The organism is Streptomyces sp. NPDC058758, assembly GCF_042746075.1.
In the GTDB taxonomy this organism is placed as follows: Bacteria; Actinomycetota; Actinomycetes; order Streptomycetales; family Streptomycetaceae; genus Streptomyces.
The window spans coordinates 71,275-93,534 of record NZ_JBHYPS010000005.1; the positions used below are offsets into that span (position 1 = coordinate 71,275).

The following is a 22,260-nucleotide window of genomic DNA, read 5'->3' on the forward strand; positions in this document are numbered from 1 at the left end:
GCCGGGAACCGTGACTGTCCGCGATCCCGGGCCCGTCATGGCCCACGTGGCTTCGCACCGAGCCTGGGTGGATCAGTACCAAGTGCCCTTCGACGCGACCGCCGACCGTGCGCGCGTCCTCGTCGCCGGTCACATCGCCCGTCACGGCGCGTACGAGATCACTTGCCTCGGTGGCGTCCTCGTCCGCAGCAGGTGAGGGGCTCTGGCATCTTCCCCGTCTTCTCCCGTGGGCCCCGGGGACTGCGGAGGCCCGCGCCGGGGTGTCCGGGCGGACTGCTCCATTCGATCTCTGGCCTGCGACGGGCCAGGAGGGCGGGAGTAGCCTGGGTCCGGCCTTCCTGGTCTCCGTAACGGGGCGGGTCGGTGACCTTCGGTGATGATGGCCGAAGGTAGCCGAACGGCCCTTTTGCTGTTAACTGGCGATGGGTGCGACGGTCTTGATCGGGTGTCTTGCGGACTGTGTGCGACTGGCAGCGCCCCGGCCCCGCCCGGCGGTTGCCCATCAGGGCGACCTTACTCTTGCTGGGGCTTGGGTTCGCTCGCCCATTCGCTCAGACCGGTCAGCATGGACAGAGCTGATGTGAAGAAAGTCTTGACGGCTGCCAGTCCCCGCAAGTCGCCGAAGACCCTGGTGAGTGTCTTCTCGTAATCGCTGCTCTTACGGTGAGCCGTCGCCTTCGAACGGATCTCCTGGAGGTTTCGCAAGAACTGGGTGTCCCGTTCGGCATGCGGGTAACCCTCCTGCTCCATCCAGCGCTTGAACTTCGAGATGCCCTTCTCGTTATCAATGCGGTCCGGCAGACGCTTCTGGATCTCCCGTTCATTGAGGGCGTCAACGAAAAGCTGGGTCATAATTCGAATGCTGGACTCGAATTCTGCCTGTGAATCATTCAAGGGTAGGCGTAGGCGCTGTAGAAGTCCTGCATCGGCTTCCTCGGGCTTCCGGAAGAGCTCCCACCCGTAGACCTCCTCCCATGTGCGTCTGAAGGTCAGGTAGTTGGAGCGAACGAGTAGGTCCTCGGCGGTCGGCTCGGCAGGCTGCCCCAGGAATGCTCGGCGAATCAGAGTCTCGCTAGGTGGGCCGTCTTCTGCGACATTGAAGCTGCGCCAGTAGTCCCGCTCCTGCCTGGGTAGATCGCGACCAAGGTCTCCAAGAAAGACGACGACGTAATCCTGGGCACTGTTATCGAGTCGCAGGCCCCATAGTGATGCGCAACTGAGATATCCGTCCGATACGGTGTAGAGTTCAGGCTTATCGTAGTACTTCTGCAGCACTTCCCGGCGGAAATATACGGGCGTGAGGTAGTGTGGAGCATCGGGGTTCGCTCCGAAATAATTACTGAGAGAATCGGGATTGCAGCTGTATCGAATCTCATCGCCATCGGAGTCCGTCGCAATAATGAACTCCGGAAAGTGGGAGTCTTCTTCCTCGAACGGCCAGATCCCACTCTTCTCGACCGATGGCGGCGGAACTACTCGGGTGCCGAGGAGGCGGGTAAATTTTCCGGGTCCGACTCGGTCTCCGGGGTAAAGGGAGATTCGTGCGGTATCCGTGATCAGGTCAAAGGCTTCGGGAAGCGCGTCATCTTTCTCGCCGATGCAGACGGAATCCACATAGAGGATCAGGTCGTACCCTTGGGCAGCCTGGAATTGGCGCAGCAGTTTTGTGCGGACTTCGATCTTGCTGGCGGTCAGCTTGACGGCGGCCAATGAAGTGCCGTCATCCAGAGGCTGCATGAATTGTGCGCTGAGCTCATCCCAGTAGAGATTGTGGTATAGCCGAAAGTGTTCGGCTAGCTCTCGGGTCGACGGTACTGCTCCGTGATATTCCCGGCACAGGACCAGCGGCTCGATGCCGTCTTCGGTGCTGCTGCGGAAGTACCTGGTTACGATCTCGCCGTTCTCTCGGTGCTGCGAGAAGCCGGGGCGAAAATCGCTCATACTCACATCCCACGATGGAGATTTGAGGATTCTCGTGCGCATCGCAGCCGGAGCGAAAGCGCAATAGATTCCGCCATTTCCGTTCTGCTCGTGCCAATCTTCGTACACAGTTGTCCACGAGCCCTGCTCCATCGAGGTGAAGCGCCTAAGCATCTCTTCTTGCCGCAGGTCCATTTGCGCATATTAGGTGCGACCGCCGGTTGCGGCAATAGGTTTACCTGGTGTTCGTTCTTGCGCTCTAGGGTCAAGAGTCTGGTGTCGAGATCCGTCGGACCTGAATGGCGAGTGCGCCGAGGGCTTCCTTCTCGGGGCCGTAGATCGTGCGGATGTTGACGAGCTGTTGGTCGCGGGTGGCGGTCGGGTTGACGTTGGACGGGCCTTCGCCGTCTAGGAGGGCTTCGAAGCCGGGGTACTCCGTGACGCGGAGGACCTCGACGTCGCAGTTCTCGTCGGTGTCCTTGATGCGGAAGCGGATGGTGTCGCCGGCGGCGAGGTCGGCGAGGTGCGGGTACTTGACCCGCACCTCGATGGTCTTGGTGCCCGCGGCGACGAGCTCGAAGTACTGGCGGTAGAGGTTGAGCTCGCGGACGCGGGCGGTGCGGTCGGTCATCGGGAGGGAACGCTCCTGGGGGATGGTGCGGTGACCAGGCGGCCGATCTCGGCGGCCGAGTACGAGCGGAAGAAGTGGCGAGGGTCGGAGAGCAGGGTCTCGGCCATGGCAAGCAGCTGGTCGGCGTACTCGGTGACGGTGCCGGGCCACTGCCGGGTGTCGAGCATCCAAGGGGCGGCTCCCTCGGGCAAGGGGGCACGGCCTTCTCGTATGAGGGATTTCGACAACTTGGCGCCAGTGTCGGTGACGACCTGGGGGCAGAACAGGCGGGCCGGGAGTTGGGCGCGGGTGAGGCCCACGGCTTGGAGGGCCTCGTCGACGAGGTGGGAGCCGAAGACCCAGTCGCCGCCCTTGACCATGACGTGCAGGGTGCCCTGGGGGCTGGTCAGGGCGAGCTCCTTCACCAGGTTGCGGTAGAGGGTGGCCAGGTCCAGGTATGCGCCGGCGGTGGGCGTGATCGCGGCCTCGTACGGGCCGTGGTGGAGGCAGACGGCGGAGACCACGGCCGACTTGGGCCCGGTGAGGCGGACCCGGGTGCGTTCGGCGTGCTTCTCAGCCCAGCCACAGCCGGGGTGAGGGCAGGGGACGCGGAGGTGAGGAGTGCCGGTGGAGGGGGCGAGCCACCAGCGGGCGGCGTCAACGCGGGGGAGCAGGCGGAGCCAGGTGCGGCGGTAGTGCTCGCCGGCCTGCTGCTGGGTGTACGTCTCGATGCGGTGTGGGATGCCCAGGCGCCTGGACAGGGCCGTGAAAAGGGGCTGGTAGAGGGCGGTGACGAGGTCGTGCAGGGCCTGCTCGCCGAGGGCCTGGGCGTAGGAGCGCTGGTAGCGGTTGCCGCTGGCTGGGTCGGTGGCCAGCTCGTACGGGGCGTTGTCGAGGGCGCTGAAGAGCACCTCGGTGGGGAGACCAAAGCGGTCGCGCAGGCGGGCGGCCATGGCGAAGGCCAGGGACTGCACGAGCGAGGTGCCGATGTGCGGGGCGCCGTTGATCTGGGTGCCGACGACCAGCACGATCCGCTCGGGCGGGGTAGCCAGGATGCGCGGGGTCAGGACGTCCTCGGCGTGGTGGAGGGCGTTGGCGAGAACGGTGTTCGGCGAGACGGGGTGCGTGGTCACGAGGTGTCTCCCTGGGGGCCGGTGGTGTGGGGCGGCAGGGGAGCGGCCCCGTTCTTGGCACGGTCGAATGCGGCCCAGACGCACTTTCCGGGGCCCGTCCGCTCCTTCACGCCCCAGCTGTCGGCGGTCGCGGCGACGATCAGCAGACCGCGGCCATCGACGGCGGACTCCTCGGGAACGCGCTTCGTCGGCCTCTTCTCGCCGCTGTCGTGGACCTCGATCCGCAGCTCCGCGTCAAGGGACTCGACGCGTACGAGGACGAGGCGGCCCACGGGCGCCCCGTGCAGTACCGCGTTGGTGACGAGCTCCGAGGTGCACAGCCGCATGTCGTCGAGGCGGCTCGTCTCACCCCATTCGGTCAGCGTGGCGGCGACGAAGTCGCGAGCAGTACGCGGCGTGGTCCGACGGCGGGGGAAGAGCATGGTGCGGTGCCGGCCCGTGCCCGGAAGGAGGTCCGGGGCGGCGTCGGTCGCCTGGTTGGTGAGTCTGCTTGCCATGGTCAACAGCAAAGCGACTTAACTCATTTGGGTCGGGAGCCAGCGTGGGGGCCAAGACGGGGGCCACTATGGGGGCCAGAGGTCACGTGTTCCTGGGGGACGGCATGGGCGACACCGGGATCGGCGCCTTGCTCGTCCGGCTGCGTACCACGCGCGGCTGGAGCCAGCAGAGGGTTGCCGACGAGTACAACGCCCTGGAGGGGCGTTCTGCGAAGACCGGCAAGGAGATCGGGCGGTACGAGCGCGAAGCGCGAGTTCCTGTTCCCTACGCCCGGAAGTACCTGGCGCAGGTCTTCGGTGTCGATGTCGCCGTACTCGACCAAGCCGTTGCCATCAGCAAGGGGCAGCAGGACGGTGCTGACGCCGCCGAGGTCGAGACCGCACCGTCGGTGCTGCCGCCCGAAGACACTCACGTCCGTGGAGACCCGCTCTCGGAGGACGCGGTGCGTTCGGCGGACTTCGCCCGCTTCATCGCGCAGCGGAACGCCGACGAGTTCGTCGTGGAGCAGCTGGAGGCAGACGTCGGTCGGCTCGCCCGTACGTACGTCAGCCACCCGTTGATGGAGCAGTACGTCGAGATCAGGCGGTTACGGGACGGGGCCTTCGAGTTACTGCGCGGGCGCCAGCACCCCCGGCAGACCACCGACCTCTACCTCTCCGCTGCTCGCCTCTGCGGCCTGTCCGCGCATGTCTGCCTCGACCTCGGCGCCTACGACTCCGCCGCCACCCACGCCCGTACCGCACGCGCCTGTGCCGAGGTGGCCGGGCACGAGGGGATGCTGGCCTGGGTACGGGCCGTGGAGTCGTTGATCGCGTACTGGACCGGGCGGTACGAGCAGGCGGCCCGGCTGGCGCAGGCCGGTCGGCGACACAGGGTCAACGGCAGCATCGGCGCACGGCTGGCGAGTCTGGAGGCGCGGGCGTTGGCGATAGTCGGCGACTCGGCAGGCGCGCTCGCCGCCCTGTCGGATGCCGAAAGATCGCGCGAGGCGATTTCGGGTCGGGACGAGGTACTGGGAGTCTTCGACTTCCCCGCGGCCAAGCAGTTCGCGTACGCCGGAACGACCCTCTTGGCCGTAGGTGGGCAGGAGCACGTCCACCGGGCCATCGTCAGTGCGGAGACGGCGATCCGCCTCTATCGCAGCGTGGACGGCGATGATCAGTCGGTCGGTGACCTGTTCGCCGCGCACCTCGACCTTGCCAGCGGGCACCTGCTTCTGGGCGACCTGGACGGCACGGAGGAGATGCTCGGCTTCGTTCTCCGGTCCTCGCCGGAGCGCATGTCGGCCAGTATCGTGCGTCGGCTTACCGTTCTCGGGCGGGAGCTGGAAGGGCCGCAGTACGGTGGAACCGCGCAGGCAGTGCACCTGCGCGACCGACTCCAGCACACGGCCGTCCGTGCGTCCCTGCCCGCCGCCCACCCTCCGGAGTTGCCGACGTGACCGACCTGTCTGCCGCCCACGACGCCGCCGTCACCGACCGGGCCCGCCTGGCGGGCAGCGCGTACAACGGAGACCGGGACCTGGCCGCCCGGCAGTCGCTCTACCAGTGGCAGACACCGCGGTACGACCTCCCCGGCCTCGTGGCCGAGCAGCTAGGCGAAGTACGCGGGCGGGTCGTCGACATCGGCTGCGGCAACGGCAAGTTCATCCAGCGGCTCCGCCAAGACCGCCCGGACCTGTCCCTGCTCGGCTTCGACATAGCGCCCGGCATCCTCGCCGGCGTTCCCGGCCCGGTCGCCGTGGCGGACGCCACGCGGCTTCCGCTGGCGGCGGGCAGCGTCGACGCCGCTCTCGCGCTTCACATGCTCTACCACGTGCCTGACATTCCCCAGGCGGTCAGGGAGCTGGCCAGGGTCGTGGCCCGTGACGGGCTGGTGGTCGCCTCCACCAACAGCGACCGCGACAAGGCCGAACTCGACGACCTCTGGCAGCGGGCCGCCGGCGACGTCCTCGGCGTCGAGCGCGGCCCGGCCCGAATCTCGCTCAGCGCCCGCTTCTCCCTGGAGAAAGCCCCGGCCTTCCTCGGCGAGGAGTTCAGGCAGGTCGAGGTCGTCGAACTGCCAGGGACCATCACCGTCCGCGACCCTGAGCCCGTCATCGCCCACATGGCTTCGTACCGAGCCTGGGCAGACCAGCAGGACGTGCCCTTCGACGCGACCATTGATCGGGCCCGTGCCCTCGTCGCCGACGACATCGCCCGCAATGGCGCGTACGAGATCACCTGCCTCGGCGGCATCCTTGTCTGCCGCCGCTGACGGGGAGAGTCGCTACAGCTCGTCGGTCACACTGCCGTCGGGGTGGTGGCGGTAGAAGTACACGCGGCGCTCGTCCGAGGGCTTCTGCTGTTCGGCTTCGTACCAGGGAACCAGGCGGGCCCACGCTTCCCTTTGCTGACGGACGTTCGCTTCCAACCAGTCCGTGAAGCGGATGTAGACCCGAGACGGTTCGGCGTCACCCTCGGAGTAGGTCCACACCTCTGGATCGGGCCCTTCGCCGCGCAGGAACTCGAATTGGTAGCCCTGGTGCATGAAGATCACGCGATCGGAGCTGCGCAGGTGAAAGGGCTCTTGGTTCTCTCTCAGCAGTTCGTCCGCTGCTTCCCGAAGGCCGATGACGTGGGGGTAGAAGACGTCACTGCCTTGAAAGAAGTGGCCGGCACCGCCACCGACGAGGCGGAGGAAGCAGGCATAGGCCGCAGCCAGCGGAGCGGTCTGGTCCCGTTCGATCTCGTCGAGCTGGTCGGCTGACAGCCCGCGCAGTCCGTCTGCGGTGGCGGTCGTGCCATCGGCGAGCGATGTCACCAGAGCGCGAACCAGTGCCTCGGAGGAGGTGTCTGCTGCCCCGTGCGGGGGACTAGCAGACGCGGCTATCGCATTCTCGGACTCCCGCTGGCTCCCGCCCTGCTTGGCCTTTTTCCAAAACCGCACGCGATCCCACCCCAGTACTCTGGCCGATCCTGCCCCGGCCCGTCGGCCTGAGGCTAACCGACACCTGTCGCCTCGGTTCGAGTCCTTGCTAGGGCGTGGGTCGGGCCGTGACCAGGAGCGGCGAGGGCATCAGGGCGTTGCTTGAGAGTGAGCCGTCTGTGGTCTGTGGCACGTATCAGCGGCGCTGATGTCGAAGTCGGCTGGAACACTGCGATCGTGATCAACGAGATGACCCCAGACCTTCCTGGTACTCCCGCCGGCTCCTGGCCACCCAGAGCACAGGCCGAGCTCGATAGCGCTGCCTGGGAAGAGCTGCCGCACGTCTGTACGGGCTGGCACGGTGTGCCTGACACACCGGACGTCCTCGGCGCTGTGCTCGCCGCCGACCCGGCCCGCCGGGTGCGGGCGGTGGGGGATCTGTATCGGCTGCTCCTCAACCAGGAGCAGGTGTTTCCGGCGACTGCTCCGGCAGCCTTGATCCTCGCCTGTCTTCTCGACGATCCGCGCACCCTCGCCGAAGACCAGTGGGAGCGCAGGGCCGGTCGGCGGTCGCTTCGCGCCGAACTGCTGAACTGGCTGGCTTCGTTCGCCGACATCGTCCGCCTGGACGTCGAGGACGGCGTCGGCGTAGCGCAGGATCTGGCTGCCGCTCGTTCGGTAAGGCCAATACTCCACGACCGCATCGTGGATTTCTGCGACGACGACGATCCACTGGTGAGGGAGGCCGCGCTCGCGGCCACCGCCCTGCTCCTAGCCGACCCCGCCCTCACCTCGTCCGTACCCCGGTACGCGCCCGCCGTTCGCGAGGTCCTGTCCGTGAGCGCGGACTCGTACTACCGGTGGATCGCCCGGGAACGGCTGGCTGCCTGGGGTGAGGATGTCACTGGTCTCGTCACTGCGGAGAAGGAGCGCCGCGCGGCTCTGGACCGGGCAGGCGGGCTGGCGGAGGACCCGTTCGGCGGCCGGGAGCAGGAGCAGGCGATCCGCTGGCTGGAAGAGCAACCTGAGGACACCGCGGCTCCGGAACGACTCGGCCGCCGGCGTGAGGACCGGGCCGCGCCTATACCGGCCGCCCTGCACGAGCCAGCACCCGAGCCGCCCGTGGCCGCTGCTGGAAGCGAGGCGGGGTATCGCGGCCCGTGGCGGATCGCCCGGGAGGAGGAGCGCGCCGAGTGGACGTTCACGCCGTACGTAGGAGTCGGCCCCCTCCACTTCGGGATGACCTTGGAGGAGATCACCCGCGTCCTCGGCGAAGGACCGGCCGTCTCGTCCTACTCCCATCACGGCGAAGACCAGCAGCTCAACTACGCCGACTTCACTGAGATCGGGATCAGGGTCCTCTTTCACGACGGCCGCCTGGGGTGCGTCGCCGCAGACGCCCTCACCGGCCCCCAGGTGAGACTGGACGCAGCCCCGCTGACCGGCTGCGCGCCTTCCCACGTGGAGGACTGGCTCGTCCACCGCACAACACGGCCCGGCAGCCTGGCGTACAGCGTCGCTGGCGATCCGGTCTTCGCCGACCTCGGCCTGGCGATCCGCTCCCAGCGGGCCGGCGACGTCGTCCTGACCCGCCCCCTCTTCCTGCTCCACGACTGGCTCGACCTGTGGCACGCACTGCCCAGCGAGGAGTGGAACTGCTCGTGATGCGTTGTTCGCCGGTCGGCCTCACCTGAGTGCGAGGCCGACCGGAGCTACATCTCGTCCACTCGAGCGATATCGGGGACGTAGACCACCGGCCGAGTGGGGAATCAACGTGAGCAGCTCTGCGCTGGCCGGGGTCAACGGTGTCGACTGCGCTCTTCGGGCCTCATGGCCACTGGTGTGGCCGGAGGGTGTGGCGTGGTGGACATGGCCGATGTGCCGCTGGTGGTGCTTCGGCTGCGAGCGGCTTGCGTGCGCCGGTTCGGTTGAGCGGTGATGCGCCAGTTGAGGACCTCGGCGGGGTGCTCGGTGCTGTCGAGTTCACGCTGGGTGCCCACTTCGGCCAGGAGGCGTCGGGGGTTGTGGCCGGCGGTCTCGGCGTGGGCGAGGGTGGTGGTCAGGGCAGTCCAAGTGGGGTCGGTGAGGATGCGGTCGGCGTGGTTGGGGAGGGCCGCGCGAACGTCCTGTTCGAAGCGGCGGGCGGTCGCGGCTCGTGGTGCGCGGCGGGTCAGGTCCGCCAGGACGGGTGCGGCGGCCTGCTGGTAGCCCGCCTGGAGGTGGCGGAAGGCTTCCTCCGCCGCGGCGGCCTGCTGTTCGTGGCCGCGCTGTTCGTGCCACTTGGCGGCGGCGCGGGCCAGGTGCACGGTGGCGAAGAGCAGGGCGATGGCGAGTCCGCCCGGCTCGCTGGAGGTGTAGGCGAGTTCCTTGGCGGCCTTGCGCAGGGCGGTGGCGGCCTGGTGGTCGGCGCGGGTGGCAGAGCGGCGGGCGCGGTTGAACGCCATCGCCGCCGCCCGCAGTTCCGCCCGCTGTGGGCCGGTCGTGGCGCTGGCGATGTTGTACAGGGCATCGCCGAAGGCGGCCAGGTGGCCCTGGGCGGCGGCATCGTCATCGGAGTCGAGGGCGGTGCGTGCCGCGTGTATGGCGGTGGCGGTGTGGCGCCATGGGTCGGCGGGGTCCGCCATGTGCCGCGGGTGGCCGGCCACCTTCTGGTCGGGGAGGCGTTCGCGTAGGCGGTTGATGGAGAGGTCGGGGGCGAGTTTCGAGCCGCCGTACCAGACGGGTTCGCCGGCCGCGTTGGTGTCGCCGGGGGCGGCGAGGCTGTAGCCGATGATGTCGCCGGTCTCGGGGCCGAGGCGTGTCTTGACCTTGATGCCGAGGGACTGCAGCACGGTGAAGTAGTCGGCCTCGTTGTGTACGGCGGCGGCGACCGCGTACGCCTGCTCGCGCAGCCACTGCCGTGCCGTGGTCGTCTGGCCCTGACGTTCGGCCTTGGCGCGTTCGGCGCCGGTGGGGGTGCGGTGAGGTCGCCGGACTTCAGGCGGCGCAGGCCGAACTCGGCTTCGATCTTGCGGCACTCGGCTTGGGCGCGCCGTCCGTCGTGGTGGGTGCGTGGGCGGCGTCCGTTGGCGCGGACGGTGGTGGCCATGATGTGAATGTGGTCGTCGGCGTGGCGCACCGCGATCCACCGGCATGCCTTCTCGTCGCCTTCGGGGGCGATGCCGGTGGCGTGAACGATGCGGCGGGCGACCTCGGCCCACTCGGTGTCGGTGAGGTAGCGGTCACCGGGCGCGGTGCGGACCGGGCAGTGCCAGACGTGCTGGGGTGGCTTCTTGCCGCCCAGCTCGCGGGTGCGCAGGTCGACGTGGTGGTCGAGGCGCTTGGCCAGTAGGGAGTAGGTGGCTGCCGGGTCGCGGCCCGGGTCGGGGGCGCCGGCCATGTCCCAGGCGGCGACGATGTGAGGGTCGGTGTGTTCGTCGCGGCGGCCGGGGCCGAAGAGGTAGACGATCAGTCCGCGGGTGTCGGAGCCGGTGGAGACGTCAGGAACCATGCGCGGTGCCTTCCGTCAGGAGCTGGTCGATCAGTCGGTAGCTGTTCTCGGCGGCTTGCTCGACGCGGTCCAGCACCGCCTCGGCGCGCTCGGGCACGGTGCCTCGGTGGATGGCTGCGGTGATCTGGTTGAGGTTGCCGCCGATGCGGTTCAGCGCGACCCTGTGTGCCTCGACGGCCTCGATCAGCGGGCGAACCGGGTCGTCCTCCGGGCTGCCGACCAGTCCTGCCTTGCCGAGGGCAACGGCGAGGGCGGCGTCGCCGACGAATCCGGCGAACTTCTGACCGCGCTGGTGAGCGGCGGCGCTGATCACACCGACCGCAGTGCGCGTGAAGCGGATGGTCTTCTCCTGGTCGCGCTTCTCCACGGTGCGCTTGCGGTTCATCGGCGCGGGCAGGACGGGGGCGTCGAGATCCCGCCAGGAGGGCTGCTCGACGGACGGTTGGACATCGGCCGGCGGCTGAGTGCTCGGGGCGGCGGAGCCGGGCGCGGGCGGGCAGCTGGACTCGGCTATGCCCTCCTCCGGCTCGGGCGCCCCCTGGCGCTCGGCCTTCTCCTCCGCCACCCCTGGGGCGGGGGCAAGCGCGGACGAAGCCTCGTTAGAGGCTCGTTCGCTCCAGCTTGCTGCTGATCGACGGGTCAGGCCGAAGAACCCCTTGAGGCGGCGGGCGGGGGCGTTGTTGGTGCTCGTTTCGGGCATGGTGGTGCTCCGGTGGTCGTGTGGGGTGGGGCTTCGTCACGTCCGTTGCATCCGTCCCGTAGCTGGTCAGGACAGGTACGGAAACGGTCGCAGGTACGGAGTGATCCGTATCGGCGAGGAACTCCGTCCCCGCGCTGACCTGCGCGGGGACGGATGCGACGGATTGATACGGAGCTGGGGTCAGCGAGTGGGCCTGGGGCCAGCAGGGCCGCCGGGCGGGCCGATGGGCAACGTTCCGGACGGAAGGGCCGGCGGCTTGCTCTGGGCCCGACGTGCGGGCGCGGCCGCGCCGGCTGCGGGGGCCGGCTGGGTGGGGTCGGGGCAGTAGCGCGCCCAGGCGTCGATGAACTGGTTGCGGGCGTACGCCTTGGCCTGCCTGCCGTTCTCGAAGCGGTGGTTGGCCGGGCTGATGCCGAAGCCGCGCAGCAGGTTGGCCAGGTGGTAGGCGTTCAGGCCCTTGGTGCCGTACTCGGCCCACGGCGCCTCGGCGTCCTGGACGAGGGCGGCGAGCAGGTCCTGGCTGCGCAGCGCCTCCTTGGCGCCCTGGTGCTCGAAGACTCGGCGGATGTCCCGGAGCAACCGGGTCTTCAGCGTCGTCTGCTCGTCCTGGACCACCTCGTTCCTGGTCATCGCCAGGCAGGCGGCACGGGCCCGTGAGGGCCAGTGCCCGCCGGCCAGGTCGGCGACGATGACCAGCGGTTCCCACGTGTCGGCGGCACGGTCTTCGACCGGCATCTGCGGAACCAAGCCCTCTGCGGTGCTCCGCAGCGGGGCCAGCCAGGCGGTCAGACGGTCGCGCAGCGCGTTCAGTTCCGGGACGGAATACCGCGAGCGGAACGGGGCTATGTGCTCACCCGGCCTGCGCTTCTGCATGCGGAGCACGACCGCCCGGTCCATGATCGTGTCTGGCAGGTCGCCGATCCCGGCGAGCGCCGCCATGGCGAAGGTGGGAAACGCCGTCGCCTTGTGCTCCGGGCCGGAGATTCGCCAGGCGGGCCGGTTGCGCTGGTGCCCCGCGTTCAGCAGGCCGCGCAGGTCCTCCTTGTCGCCGGCTTTGGGGCCGAAGATGGTGTCGGCCTCGTCCACCAGCAGCGTCGGCGGGTCCTCGCCAATGACGCGGAAGACCACCGCAGGCGAGGTGTTCACCGTCATCATCGGCTTGTGCACGGTCTCGTGGAGCACGTCCAGCACACGGGACTTGCCGCAGCCCTTGGTCGGCCCCACCACCGCTAGGCGCGGCGCGTGCTGGAGGGCGGGCTGGATGTGGGAGGCCGCCACCCACAGGGTGACCGCGGTCAGGGCCTCCTCGCTCGGCAGTACGACGTACCGGCCGATCGCGGCGCGCAGCTCGTCCAGTACGGCGGTCCCGTTCTGGTCCCGGTCCGCATCGAGGCCGGCACCCTCGCGGTCCCCAGTCCCCAGTCCGGGTTCGGGGACCGTCCCCGGAGCGCTGTGGCGACCATGGTCAACCCGGACCGTCGGTCCGGGTTCGCTGGCCGACCGACCGGAACTCTCCGCCCGGTCCTCGGCTTCCGGACCGGGTCCACGGTCCGGGTTCCCGGGCTGGTCCGGTAGGCCGCTGACCTGTGTGTTCTCCGTCGGTCCGGGTTCCTGGTCCGGGTTGACCGGAACTCCGGTCCGGGTTTCGGCCGCGGGTCGGTCCGGTCCCGGACCGACCGGACCAGCGGCACGGTCCGGCCGGTCGCCGGTCCCCGGAGAGGCGGACCGGTCGTCCGCCCGGTCCGGACTGAGCCACGGGATGCCCTGGCCGGGGACCGCAGCGGCAGGCCAGACGACCTTGTGGGATGTGTTCGAGGTGGCGGGGGACGTAGAGTCCTCCATCGACGTTCCTCTCAGGTGAGGGACGGGACGGGCAAGGTCCCGCCTCTCACCGGTTCGTTCGTTCAGGGATGGGCGACGTGCAGGGGAATCTCCGGCCCTCGGCGTTGGCGCGCCGGGGGCCGTTGCTGTGTCCGGGGCTGCTGGCGGCTCACGAGGCCAGGCCCCACTCGTCTCGGCCGTCGATCAGCGTGCGCTCGTAGCGCAGGAGCTCCGCCTCGGGGTAGAGCACCCGCTTGCCGACCTTGATCCCGCGCGGCCCCTTCTTGATCTGGCGCCAGTAGCGGACGGTGCTCTCGGCTGTGCGGTAGCGCTCGGCGACCTCGGCGGTGGTCAGGTATCGCATGCATTCCCATTCGGCTAGGTGGCGATTCGATCTGCATAGAGTTGTACCCCGGGATCGGCGGTTAACCAAATCGGGAAGCTCATGTTTCAATTGGGATAGCGACGGTGACGATGGAGGTTCGATGGCAGGCGACAGGCCCGAGGGTGGCGAGGTGCCAGTGCTCTACAGCGAGGGGAACGTGGCCGCGCGCGTGGCGCTGGAGCGCGAGGTCAGAGGGTGGAGCACGACCGAGCTGGCGGAGCGGGTGACCAGAGCCGGCGTGAAGATGAACCAGACGGCGGTCTGGCGTATCGAGAACGGCACACCGCGTCGGCGCATTAATCTCGATGAGGCCCTCGCCTTCAGCCGCGTCTTTGAGCTCCCTCTCGAAGAGCTGATGTCACCGCCCCTGGAGGGGCTCGACATCGACAGTCGGCGGCTCGTCCAAGAAGCCGTCGAAGCGTTCTATGAGGCCCGCGACGCACGCGACCGCCTCCACCGCGCCGTGGTCGCCATCGCCGACCACATCAAGGCCCACCCCGACAGCTCGCGGGCCATCCACGAGCAGTGCCTCCGCCTCATGGGCGACGAGCGCGACGCTCGCACCCTCAGCGGCGACATCGAGGACGGCGGCCACTACTGACAACCGACACGAAGGAGAGGTCACTTGGCCAACATTCAGAAGCGCCCCAACGGCAAATGGCGGGCCCGCTACCGCGACCTTGATGGCAAGGAGCACGCCCGTCACTTCGAGCGGAAGCTCGACGCCCAGCGCTGGCTCGACGAGGTCACGGCGAGCATGGTCACCGGCCAGTACGTCGACCCGCGCGCCGGTCGCGTCACCTTCGAGAAGTACGCCGAGAAGTGGGAGGGCTCGCTCATCGCGAGCGAGGCGGGCGAGCGCATCACTGACAATGCGCTCCGGCTCCACCTCGTACCGGCGCTGGGTGCCCGGTCCATGGCGGCGATACGCCGCAACGACATACAGGTGCTCTTCAAGCACCTCTCCGACCAGCTCGGCCCCGGCAGCGTGCGGAACGTCTACGACGTCCTCGTACGCGTCATGACGGCGGCCGTGGATGACAAGGTCATCGCCTCCAGCCCGTGTCGCCGGATCACCCTCCCGGCCATGCCGGACGAGGAGGTCACCCCGCCCACGGTCGAGCAGGTCGAGGCGATGGCGCGGGTGATGCCGCCGTACATTCGCGCGGCGATCGTCACCCTCGCCGGATCAGGGCTGCGCATCGGTGAACTGCTCGGCCTGAAGGTGTCGGACGTCGACTTCAAGGCCGGCACCATCCGGGTCGAGCGGCAGCGGCTCCAGTCCGGGAAGATCGGCCCGCCGAAGACCGCCAAGTCCCGGCGCACGGTCCCGGTCGGCGAGGTCGTCACCGACGCGCTCCTCGCGCATCTCGCCGCTCGTCCGTCCAAGGAGTGGCTGTTCACCATGGAGGAGGGGGAGCCGCTCAACTACCGGCGGTGGAAGACCGAGTGGAACGGGGCTCGCAAGGCGCTCCAGGCAGCCGAGAACGAGGTCGCCGGGCGCGAGGGCCGCAAGTCCGTCGAGCTGCCCCACATGGTCACCCACGACCTGCGGCACTTCTACGCCTCCGCGCTCATCGCCGGCGGCGCGAGCGTCAAGCAGGTGCAGCTCGTCCTCGGGCACGCGTCCGCCGTCATCACGCTGCGGATCTACGCGCACCTGTGGCCCGGGGAAGAAGACCGCACCCGGGCCGTCATGGACGCCGTGCTCGGCGGCCTGCGGACCGGGTGCGGACAGGTAGGCGGCATGACCCGCGAAACCGCAGGTCAGAACGCCTAACCAGAGATCAAGCCTTCTTGGTCTCCCAGAAGATGCGGTCGATCTCGGCGATGAGCTCGAGGGCCTTCTCGCCGGTCTTCGGGTCGGTGGACGCCTTGGCGGCCGAGAGGGCCTTCAGGGTGTCGTTGACCAGCTGGTTGAGCTCGGGGTACTTCTCGAAGTGCGGGGCCTTGAAGTAGTCGCTCCAGAGCACCGAGACGTGGTGCTTGGCGAGCTCCGCGCGCTGCTCCTTGATGACCGTGGCGCGGGCCCGGAAGTGCGGGTCCTCGTTCGCCTGGTACTTCTCCTGGACAGCCTTGACGGACTCGGCCTCGATACGGGCCTGGGCCGGGTCGTACACGCCGCAGGGGAGGTCGCAGTGGGCGCTGACCTTGACCTTGGGGGCAAACAGGCGGGAGAGCATTGAGCCGTCCTTCCTCGTGATCGTCTTCTCAAGTGGGAGATTACTCGGTGAGAAGGGGGTTTTCGCGAGCGCCCCTGGGGCTTAGGGCAAAAGTCCGGGGTGAGGATGGGACTCGTGTACGAGTCGACGAGGGGAGCAGGAGTGGAACGGGAGGCCACCGCGGCGGCCGAGGCGCCGTTCGGGATCGCCGAGGTCACGGGGGTGTCGATGGTGCCGACGCTGCTGCACCGCGACCGGCTGTTCGTGCGGTACGGCGGACGGGTGCGGGTCGGCGACGTCGTCGTGCTGCGCCATCCGCTCCAGCAGGATCTGCTCGTCGTGAAGCGGCTGGTCGAGCGACGGGACGCCGGCTGGTGGGTGCTGGGGGACAACCCGGCCGCCGAGGGGGACAGCCGGGTCTTCGGGGCCGTGCCGCCCGGGCTGGTGCTCGGGCGGGTGCTGGCGCGCCACCGGCCGTGGACGCCGGGGCGTCAGCGCTCGGCCGGGGCGGTGCTCTCCTGGCTGTTCTCGGCGGTGCGGCCGGTGAGGTCGTCGCGGTCGGCCCGTTCGGCCTCCAGGCGCTTGCGGGCCCGGTAGGCGGCGACGTTGGCCCGGGTGGCGCAGCGGTCGGAGCAGTAGCGCCGGGAGCGGTTGGTGGAGGTGTCGAGGTAGGCGTTGCGGCAGGGCGGGGCCTGGCAGAGGCCGAGCCGGTCGGCGCCGAACTCGGTCAGGTGGAAGGCGAGCCCCATGGCGGAGATCGCCGCGTAGCCGGCGGTCGCGTTGGACGAGTGGTCGGCGAGGTGCATGTGCCAGCGGGGCCGGCCCTCGTCGTCGAGGTGGTCGTGGCCGGAGATCTGCGGGCTGACCGGGAACTCCAGGAGCAGGGAGTTCAGGAGGTCCACGGCGCCGGTGTGGTCGCCCTCGTCCGCCGCCGTGAAGACGGCCCGCAGCCGGCCCCGGATCGTGCGGAAGCGGGGCAGGTCGGCCTCGGTGACCCGGCGGGCCATCTGCCCGGCGGGGCCGAAGAGTTCCTTGACCGCTTCGACGGTGGTGAGGCTGTCCCTGCCGCGGGCCGGCTCCTCGGTGTTGACGAGGCGCACGGCGTAATCCGAGTAATAGGCCAGTTCCACTTGTAGTCCTTACGGTGGCGGGCTAGGGTCGGCGTCGAGGGGGTAACTGGTGTTTCCCCTCTGAGGGTATTACGTTCTCGGGTTTTCTGTGGCGACGACGACGGAGGGTACGGGCATGAGCGACACCGACTGGGCGGGCTGGCAGCAGAGCTGGGACCGTCAGCAGGAGTGGTACATGCCGGACCGCGAGGAGCGGTTCCGCGTCATGCTCGACATGGTCGAGGCGCTGGTGGGGCCGAAGCCCCGGGTCCTCGACCTCGCCTGCGGTACGGGAAGTATCACGGACAGGCTCCTCAAGAGGTTCCCGGACGCGGTCTCCACCGGCGTCGACCTCGACCCCGCGCTGCTCGCCATCGCCCGCGGCACCTTCGAGGGCGACGACCGGGTCGCCTTCGTCACGGCGGACCTCAAGGACCCCGGGTGGACCGCGAGCCTGCCGTACGGCACGTACGACGCCGTCCTGACCGCCACGGCCCTCCACTGGCTCCACAGCGGGCCCCTGACCACCCTCTACGGGCAGGTCGCCGGGCTCGTCCGGGAGGGCGGGGTCTTCATGAACGCCGACCACATGATCGACACGGCCACCCCGCGGATCAACGCCGCCGAGCGCGCCCAGCGGCACGCCCGGATGGACCGCGAGAAGGCCGCAGGGGTCGCCGACTGGTCCGAATGGTGGGCGCTCGCCGCCCAGGACCCCGCCCTCGCCGAACCCACCGCCCGCCGCTTCGAGATATACGGCGACCACGCCGACGGCGACATGCCCTCGGCCGGCTGGCACGCCGACACCCTCCGCGCCGCCGGCTTCGGCGAGGCCCGGCCGGTGTGGTGCTCGCCCTCGGACACCCTGCTGCTGGCCGTGAAGTAGGCCGGGGTAAGGAAAGGGGCGGTACGGGCTCGCGCCCGTACCGCCCCTTTCCGTACGCCTTACAGCACCTTCGAGAGGAAGGCCTTCGTCCGGTCGTGCTGCGGGTTCGTCAGGACGTCCCTCGGGTGGCCGGACTCGACCACCACGCCGCCGTCCATGAAGACCAGCGAGTCGCCGACCTCCCGGGCGAAGCCCATCTCGTGCGTGACGACGATCATCGTCATGCCCGACTCGGCCAGGTCCCGCATGACGTCGAGGACGTCGCCGACGAGCTCCGGGTCGAGCGCCGAGGTCGGCTCGTCGAAGAGCATCAGCTTCGGCTCCATCGCCAGCGCGCGGGCGATGGCCACGCGCTGCTGCTGGCCGCCGGAGAGCTGCGAGGGGTAGTTCCCCATCCGGTCCCGCAGGCCGACCCGGTCGAGCAGGCGTTCGGCACGCTCGCGGGCGACGGCCTTGGACTCACCCTTCACCTGGATGGGCGCCTCCATCACGTTGGCCAGGGCCGTCATGTGGGGGAACAGGTTGAAGCGCTGGAAGACCATGCCGATGTCCCGGCGCTGGGCCGCGACCTCGCTGTCCTTCAGCTCGTAGAGCTTGTCGCCCTTCTGGCGGTAGCCCACCAGCTGCCCGTCGACCGAGAGCCGGCCGCCGTCGATCCGCTCCAGGTGGTTGATGCAGCGCAGGAAGGTCGACTTGCCGGAGCCGGACGGGCCGACCAGGCAGAACACCTCTCCGCTGCGGACCTCCAGGTCGATGCCGCGGAGGATGTGGGCGGCGCCGTAGGACTTGTGGACGCCCTCCGCCTTGACCATGAGCTCGCCGGTCATGCCGATGCCTCCGGGGAACGCTTGAACGTGGTGAGGTTCGTCTTGACCCGCTGCCAGGGGGTGGGCGGCAGGTTGCGCGTCGATCCGCGGGCGAAACGGCGCTCCAGGTAGTACTGGCCGACGCTGAAGACGCTGGTCAGCGCCAGGTACCAGATGGAGGCGACGAACAGCATCTCCATCACGGCACCGGCCGTGCTGCCGATGTTCGAGGAGGCGCGGAGCAGCTCGGTGTACTGCACGGCCGAGACCAGCGACGAGGTCTTCAGCATGTTGATGAACTCGTTGCCCGTCGGCGGCACGATCACGCGCATCGCCTGCGGGAGCACGATCCGGCGCATGGTCTTCGTCTGGGACATGCCGAGCGCGTGCGCCGCCTCGGTCTGGCCCTCGTCGACGGACTGGATGCCGGCGCGGACGATCTCCGCCATGTAGGCGCCCTCGTTCAGGCCCAGGCCCAGGAGGGCCACCATGAACGGGGTGAGGACCTGCGAGGTCTCGTCCTTGTAGATCGGTCCGAGGTTGATGTACTCGAAGATCAGGGCCAGGTTGAACCAGACGAGCAGCTGGACGTAGACCGGCGTGCCGCGGAAGAACCAGATGTAGAGCCAGGAGACGGCTCCGGTGACCGGGTTCTTCGACAGCCGCATCACGGCGAAGACGATGCCGAGGACGAGACCGAGCGCCATCGCGGAGACGCTGATGAGGACGGTCTTCCAGAGGCCCGAGAGGACGGACGGGTCGAACAGCTTGTCTCCGACCGTCGCCCAGATGATGTTGCCCTGGGAGAAGGCGTAGACGAGCCAGCCGAGGAGGGCCACGACCACGACGCCGCTGACCCAGCGGCCGTAGTGCCGGACCGGGACGGCCTTGATCGCCTCGTACGGCGTGCCCGAGGGGCCGGACCCGGCCGGCGTGGCGGCCGGGTCCTTGCTGATCTTGTCAGTCATGACGACTGCCCTTCAGTGGTGCGAGGGGGAGAGAGCAGGTCACTTTCCGGCGTTGATGGTGGCCGACTTGACCGCGCTGTCCTCGACGTCCCACTTCTTCAGGGCCTCGGCGTAGCTGCCGTCCTTGATGCTGGCGTCGAGCGCCTCCTTGATGGCGTCGCGCAGCTGGGTCTTGTCCTTGGAGACGGCGATGCCCATGAGGCCGACGTCGGTCTGGTTGCCGACGACCTCGAAGTCGTTGCCACCGCCCGAGGTCTTCGCGATGTACGCGGCGACCGGGTAGTCGTTCAGGTCGGCGACCGCGCCGCCGGCCTTCACGCGGGTCTGGGCCTCGGCGTCGGTGTCGAAGGCCTGGATCGTGAGCTTGTTCGCGCCGCACTTCTCGGCCTGGGCCTTGAAGGTGTCCTCGTAGATCGTGCCGCGCTGGACGGCGACGGTCTTGCCGCAGAGGTCGTCGAGCGAGTTCACGCCCTGCGGGTTGCCCTTCTTGACCAGCAGGGAGACGCCGGAGGAGAAGTAGTCGACGAAGTCGACGCCCTTGCCGATCTTCTTCCCGTTGTCGTCCAGGCCCTCCTGGCGCTTCTTGTTGTCCGTCATGGAGGACATGACGATGTCCTGGCGGCCGGTCTCCAGGGAGGTGATCAGGCCGTCGAAGGTGCCCGAGGTGAACTCGAACTTCACGCCGAGCTGCTTGCCGAGCGCGGCGGCGACGTCGGGGTCGACGCCGACGATCTTGCCGTCCTGGGTGAACTCCATCGGCGCGTACGAGGCGTCCGTGCCGACCTTGATGACGCCGGCCTTCTGGATGTCGGCGGGCAGCTTGGAGAAGAGCGGGGCGGAGTTGGCGGCGGTGCCGCCCTCCTTGGTGGAGCCGCTGTCGGTCTGGTCACCGCAAGCGGTCAGCAGCATCGAGCCGGCGACCGCGATGGCGGCGACCGCGGCAAGACGGGAGGTGCGGGTCTTGGCGGCGGTCGTACAGCGCGTGGAGCGTGCGGTCATGGTCGGGATCCTCCGGCGTGTGAGGGAGTTGCCATAGGCGTTGCCAAAAGGTCGCGTACGCATCTTCGAGTGTCGCGACCTCGTGTGATTACGGCATCTTGCCATTCGGACCGCCTCAAACCGACGGCCATGGATGTCAAAATCGGGTAACGGGTCGTGCCCGAACCCCGACAGGCCGGTACATCAAGGCCGGATCATCTTTCGTTCTCTTACCCGCTCACCGAAGAATCTGCGGTAGATCTCGCCATTCGGACGGCACGAAGAGAGCCAAACGGACGCTCTCGGCATCTTTCCTGATATCGAGTGACGAGTCGTTCTCCGTGCGCGTCCGGAAGCGCTCGGTATGAGTCGCGTCACCGAGTGGATACGGACTCGTCTGCGGTGCCGTCTGTCCGGTAAGAAGGATCCTTACACCCCTCATCCGGGGCTCAGGGCGCGTTGTGCGGCGCGCCCGCGCGGCTGCCCGACACGGCGGCCGCGGGACCCGCCCACCGCTCCACACCAGGAGCGGCAACCCTCGACAACAGACATAAGGGGTCTCACCCAATGGCAGCGGAGATCGTCAATCCCCCGAGCGAGAGCGGTACGGAAGGAGCTCCCGAGGAGCCCTTCGACCCGGCTTTCGCCCTCCATCGCGGCGGCAAGATGGCCATTCAGGCCACCGTCCCCGTCCGCAACAAGGACGACCTGTCCCTCGCGTACACCCCCGGCGTCGCCAAGGTGTGCACCGCCATCGCCGAGCAGCCCGAGCTGGTCCACGACTACACGTGGAAGTCCCAGGTCGTGGCCGTCGTCACCGACGGCACCGCCGTGCTCGGCCTCGGCGACATCGGCCCGGAGGCCTCCCTCCCGGTCATGGAGGGCAAGGCGATCCTCTTCAAGCAGTTCGGCGGCGTGGACGCCGTCCCGATCGCCCTCGCGACCACCGACGCCGACGAGATCGTCGAGACCGTCGTCCGGCTCGCCCCGTCCTTCGGCGGCGTGAACCTGGAGGACATCTCGGCGCCGCGGTGCTTCGAGATCGAGCGCAAGCTCCAGGAGCGCCTCGACATCCCGGTCTTCCACGACGACCAGCACGGCACCGCCATCGTCACCCTCGCCGCCCTGCGGAACGCGGCGAAGCTGACCGGCCGGACCCTCGGCGACCTGCGCGCCGTGATCTCCGGCGCGGGCGCGGCCGGCGTGGCCATCGCCAAGTTCCTCCTGGAGGCCGGCATCGGCGACGTCTGCGTCGCCGACCGCAAGGGCGTCGTCAGCAGCGACCGCGAGGACCTCACGGACGTCAAGCGCGAGATCGCCGGGCTCACCAACAAGGCGGGCCTCTCCGGCTCCCTGGAGACCGCCCTCGCCGGCGCCGACGTCTTCATCGGCGTCTCCGGCGGTACGGTCCCCGAGGCGGCCGTCGCCTCCATGGCCAAGGACGCCTTCGTCTTCGCGATGGCCAACCCGAACCCCGAGGTCCACCCCGACGTCGCCCACAAGTACGCGGCGGTCGTGGCCACCGGCCGTTCGGACTACCCGAACCAGATCAACAACGTCCTCGCGTTCCCCGGCATCTTCGCCGGCGCGCTCCAGGTCCGGGCCTCCCGGATCACCGAGGGCATGAAGATCGCCGCCGCCGACGCCATCGCCGGCGTCGTCGGTGACGCGCTCGCCGCCGACTGCGTCATCCCGTCGCCGTTCGACGACCGGGTCGCCCCGGCCGTCGCGGCCGCGGTCGCCGCCGCCGCGCGCGCCGAGGGCGTCGCCCGCCGCTGACACCAGCCCGCGGAAGGCCCCTGAGAGGGCCCCGTCCGAGGTCCGCCGCATCGGACCCCGGACGGGGCCCTTTCGCGTGCCCGCGGGGCCGGAACGGAGCCGGGGAGC

At 68.9% G+C, this 22,260-nt stretch carries 22 protein-coding genes and 1 pseudogene; 9 read left to right on the forward strand and 14 right to left on the reverse strand.

Annotation, left to right across the window (positions count from 1 at the left end; translation table 11 throughout):
* Positions 1-67: 67 nt before the first annotated feature.
* A complete protein-coding gene (locus tag ACFW6A_RS08595; protein WP_351848821.1) occupies positions 68-196 on the forward strand; it encodes a hypothetical protein in 129 nt (42 codons plus the stop codon).
* A 317-nt stretch (positions 197-513) separates the two neighbouring features.
* Here the strand turns inward: ACFW6A_RS08595 and ACFW6A_RS08600 are convergent, their stop codons facing one another.
* The 4 genes from ACFW6A_RS08600 to ACFW6A_RS08615 form a co-directional block, all read right to left on the reverse strand.
* The gene (locus tag ACFW6A_RS08600) at positions 514-2,115 is read right to left on the reverse strand and encodes a hypothetical protein (protein WP_351848825.1); all 1,602 of its coding nucleotides are present in this window, start codon (positions 2,113-2,115) and stop codon (positions 514-516) included.
* A 70-nt stretch (positions 2,116-2,185) separates the two neighbouring features.
* Entirely contained in the window at positions 2,186-2,551 is a 366-nt protein-coding gene (locus tag ACFW6A_RS08605; protein WP_351848828.1) for an ASCH domain-containing protein, read from the reverse strand.
* A complete protein-coding gene (locus ACFW6A_RS08610; RefSeq protein WP_351848832.1) occupies positions 2,548-3,663 on the reverse strand; it encodes a hypothetical protein in 1,116 nt (371 codons plus the stop codon). The genes ACFW6A_RS08605 and ACFW6A_RS08610 overlap by 4 nt, the downstream gene beginning before the upstream one ends.
* Positions 3,660-4,160: an ATP-binding protein gene (locus ACFW6A_RS08615; RefSeq protein ID WP_351848835.1), complete on the reverse strand. Its 501-nt coding sequence runs from the start codon at positions 4,158-4,160 to the stop codon at positions 3,660-3,662. Before ACFW6A_RS08615 ends, ACFW6A_RS08610 begins: the two co-directional genes overlap by 4 nt.
* A gap of 104 nt (positions 4,161-4,264) precedes the next feature.
* Between ACFW6A_RS08615 and ACFW6A_RS08620 the strand changes: the two genes are divergently transcribed.
* Positions 4,265-5,602 carry an XRE family transcriptional regulator gene (locus ACFW6A_RS08620; RefSeq protein ID WP_351848838.1) on the forward strand — a complete coding sequence of 446 codons (1,338 nt, stop codon included), beginning with the start codon at positions 4,265-4,267 and terminating at the stop codon, positions 5,600-5,602.
* Entirely contained in the window at positions 5,599-6,417 is an 819-nt protein-coding gene (locus ACFW6A_RS08625; RefSeq protein WP_351848840.1) for a class I SAM-dependent methyltransferase, read from the forward strand. The genes ACFW6A_RS08620 and ACFW6A_RS08625 overlap by 4 nt, the downstream gene beginning before the upstream one ends.
* Positions 6,418-6,429: 12 nt before the next feature.
* On the opposite strand, the gene ACFW6A_RS08630 is transcribed toward ACFW6A_RS08625, so the two are convergent.
* A complete protein-coding gene (locus ACFW6A_RS08630; protein WP_351848843.1) occupies positions 6,430-6,963 on the reverse strand; it encodes an SMI1/KNR4 family protein in 534 nt (177 codons plus the stop codon).
* A gap of 342 nt (positions 6,964-7,305) precedes the next feature.
* On the opposite strand from ACFW6A_RS08630, the gene ACFW6A_RS08635 reads away from it, so the two are divergent.
* Positions 7,306-8,733 (forward strand): hypothetical protein, encoded by a 1,428-nt coding sequence (locus ACFW6A_RS08635; protein ID WP_351848846.1) that lies wholly within the window; start codon positions 7,306-7,308, stop codon positions 8,731-8,733.
* 134 nt (positions 8,734-8,867) lie between these two features.
* On the opposite strand, the pseudogene ACFW6A_RS08640 reads toward ACFW6A_RS08635, so the two are convergent.
* The 4 genes and pseudogenes from ACFW6A_RS08640 to ACFW6A_RS08655 form a co-directional block, all read right to left on the reverse strand.
* A pseudogene (locus ACFW6A_RS08640) lies at positions 8,868-10,558 on the reverse strand (relaxase/mobilization nuclease domain-containing protein).
* Positions 10,548-11,123 carry a hypothetical protein gene (locus tag ACFW6A_RS08645; protein WP_351848910.1) on the reverse strand — a complete coding sequence of 192 codons (576 nt, stop codon included), beginning with the start codon at positions 11,121-11,123 and terminating at the stop codon, positions 10,548-10,550. The pseudogene ACFW6A_RS08640 and the gene ACFW6A_RS08645 overlap by 11 nt, the downstream one beginning before the upstream one ends.
* Before the next feature lie 315 nt (positions 11,124-11,438).
* Entirely contained in the window at positions 11,439-12,680 is a 1,242-nt protein-coding gene (locus ACFW6A_RS08650; protein WP_351848912.1) for a DUF3631 domain-containing protein, read from the reverse strand.
* Positions 12,681-13,248: 568 nt separating this feature from the next.
* Positions 13,249-13,443, reverse strand: coding sequence for an AlpA family transcriptional regulator (locus ACFW6A_RS08655; protein WP_030207232.1), 195 nt, complete (start codon positions 13,441-13,443; stop codon positions 13,249-13,251).
* Positions 13,444-13,564: 121 nt separating this feature from the next.
* Between ACFW6A_RS08655 and ACFW6A_RS08660 the strand changes: the two genes are divergently transcribed.
* Positions 13,565-14,065, forward strand: a complete 501-nt coding sequence (locus tag ACFW6A_RS08660; protein ID WP_351848852.1) for a helix-turn-helix transcriptional regulator — start codon at positions 13,565-13,567, stop codon at positions 14,063-14,065.
* A gap of 24 nt (positions 14,066-14,089) precedes the next feature.
* Positions 14,090-15,244 carry a site-specific integrase gene (locus ACFW6A_RS08665; RefSeq protein WP_351848854.1) on the forward strand — a complete coding sequence of 385 codons (1,155 nt, stop codon included), beginning with the start codon at positions 14,090-14,092 and terminating at the stop codon, positions 15,242-15,244.
* Between the two features lie 7 nt (positions 15,245-15,251).
* Here the strand turns inward: ACFW6A_RS08665 and sodN are convergent, their stop codons facing one another.
* On the reverse strand, positions 15,252-15,647 hold the full coding sequence (gene sodN, locus ACFW6A_RS08670; RefSeq protein WP_030207400.1) for a superoxide dismutase, Ni: 396 nt from the start codon (positions 15,645-15,647) through the stop codon (positions 15,252-15,254).
* A gap of 207 nt (positions 15,648-15,854) precedes the next feature.
* Between sodN and sodX the strand changes: the two genes are divergently transcribed.
* Positions 15,855-16,223, forward strand: a complete 369-nt coding sequence (gene sodX, locus ACFW6A_RS08675) for a nickel-type superoxide dismutase maturation protease (RefSeq protein ID WP_386478727.1) — start codon at positions 15,855-15,857, stop codon at positions 16,221-16,223.
* On the opposite strand, the gene ACFW6A_RS08680 is transcribed toward sodX, so the two are convergent.
* Positions 16,118-16,756, reverse strand: coding sequence for a CGNR zinc finger domain-containing protein (locus ACFW6A_RS08680; RefSeq protein ID WP_351848858.1), 639 nt, complete (start codon positions 16,754-16,756; stop codon positions 16,118-16,120). The genes sodX and ACFW6A_RS08680 overlap by 106 nt on opposite strands.
* 115 nt (positions 16,757-16,871) lie before the next feature.
* On the opposite strand from ACFW6A_RS08680, the gene ACFW6A_RS08685 reads away from it, so the two are divergent.
* Complete coding sequence (locus tag ACFW6A_RS08685; protein WP_351848859.1) at positions 16,872-17,621, forward strand: class I SAM-dependent methyltransferase; 750 nt, start codon at positions 16,872-16,874, stop codon at positions 17,619-17,621.
* Positions 17,622-17,680: 59 nt separating this feature from the next.
* Here ACFW6A_RS08685 and ACFW6A_RS08690 read toward each other — a convergent pair whose 3' ends face one another.
* From ACFW6A_RS08690 to ACFW6A_RS08700, 3 genes are read right to left on the reverse strand one after another with little or no spacing between them, the layout of a single operon-like run.
* Positions 17,681-18,448 carry an amino acid ABC transporter ATP-binding protein gene (locus ACFW6A_RS08690; protein WP_031014262.1) on the reverse strand — a complete coding sequence of 256 codons (768 nt, stop codon included), beginning with the start codon at positions 18,446-18,448 and terminating at the stop codon, positions 17,681-17,683.
* Positions 18,445-19,395, reverse strand: a complete 951-nt coding sequence (locus ACFW6A_RS08695; RefSeq protein WP_351848862.1) for an amino acid ABC transporter permease — start codon at positions 19,393-19,395, stop codon at positions 18,445-18,447. The genes ACFW6A_RS08690 and ACFW6A_RS08695 overlap by 4 nt, the downstream gene beginning before the upstream one ends.
* 39 nt (positions 19,396-19,434) lie before the next feature.
* Entirely contained in the window at positions 19,435-20,394 is a 960-nt protein-coding gene (locus ACFW6A_RS08700; protein WP_351848865.1) for an ABC transporter substrate-binding protein, read from the reverse strand.
* 546 nt (positions 20,395-20,940) lie between these two features.
* On the opposite strand from ACFW6A_RS08700, the gene ACFW6A_RS08705 reads away from it, so the two are divergent.
* Positions 20,941-22,152: an NADP-dependent malic enzyme gene (locus ACFW6A_RS08705; protein WP_351848868.1), complete on the forward strand. Its 1,212-nt coding sequence runs from the start codon at positions 20,941-20,943 to the stop codon at positions 22,150-22,152.
* The last annotated feature ends 108 nt before the right edge of the window (positions 22,153-22,260 follow it).

Excerpts from the sequence above, each read along its gene's own strand:
- ACFW6A_RS08600 (WP_351848825.1), bottom strand. The coding sequence starts at position 2,115 with ATGGACCTGCGGCAAGAAGAGATGCTTAGGCGCTTCACCTCGATGGAG.
- ACFW6A_RS08605 (WP_351848828.1), bottom strand. The coding sequence starts at position 2,551 with ATGACCGACCGCACCGCCCGCGTCCGCGAGCTCAACCTCTACCGCCAG.
- ACFW6A_RS08615 (WP_351848835.1), bottom strand. The coding sequence starts at position 4,160 with ATGGCAAGCAGACTCACCAACCAGGCGACCGACGCCGCCCCGGACCTC.
- ACFW6A_RS08620 (WP_351848838.1), top strand. The coding sequence starts at position 4,265 with ATGGGCGACACCGGGATCGGCGCCTTGCTCGTCCGGCTGCGTACCACG.
- ACFW6A_RS08655 (WP_030207232.1), bottom strand. The coding sequence starts at position 13,443 with ATGCGATACCTGACCACCGCCGAGGTCGCCGAGCGCTACCGCACAGCC.
- ACFW6A_RS08660 (WP_351848852.1), top strand. The coding sequence starts at position 13,565 with ATGGCAGGCGACAGGCCCGAGGGTGGCGAGGTGCCAGTGCTCTACAGC.
- sodN (WP_030207400.1), bottom strand. The coding sequence starts at position 15,647 with ATGCTCTCCCGCCTGTTTGCCCCCAAGGTCAAGGTCAGCGCCCACTGC.
- sodX (WP_386478727.1), top strand. The coding sequence starts at position 15,855 with ATGGTGCCGACGCTGCTGCACCGCGACCGGCTGTTCGTGCGGTACGGC.
- ACFW6A_RS08685 (WP_351848859.1), top strand. The coding sequence starts at position 16,872 with ATGAGCGACACCGACTGGGCGGGCTGGCAGCAGAGCTGGGACCGTCAG.
- ACFW6A_RS08690 (WP_031014262.1), bottom strand. The coding sequence starts at position 18,448 with ATGACCGGCGAGCTCATGGTCAAGGCGGAGGGCGTCCACAAGTCCTAC.
- ACFW6A_RS08695 (WP_351848862.1), bottom strand. The coding sequence starts at position 19,395 with ATGACTGACAAGATCAGCAAGGACCCGGCCGCCACGCCGGCCGGGTCC.
- ACFW6A_RS08700 (WP_351848865.1), bottom strand. The coding sequence starts at position 20,394 with ATGACCGCACGCTCCACGCGCTGTACGACCGCCGCCAAGACCCGCACC.
- ACFW6A_RS08705 (WP_351848868.1), top strand. The coding sequence starts at position 20,941 with ATGGCAGCGGAGATCGTCAATCCCCCGAGCGAGAGCGGTACGGAAGGA.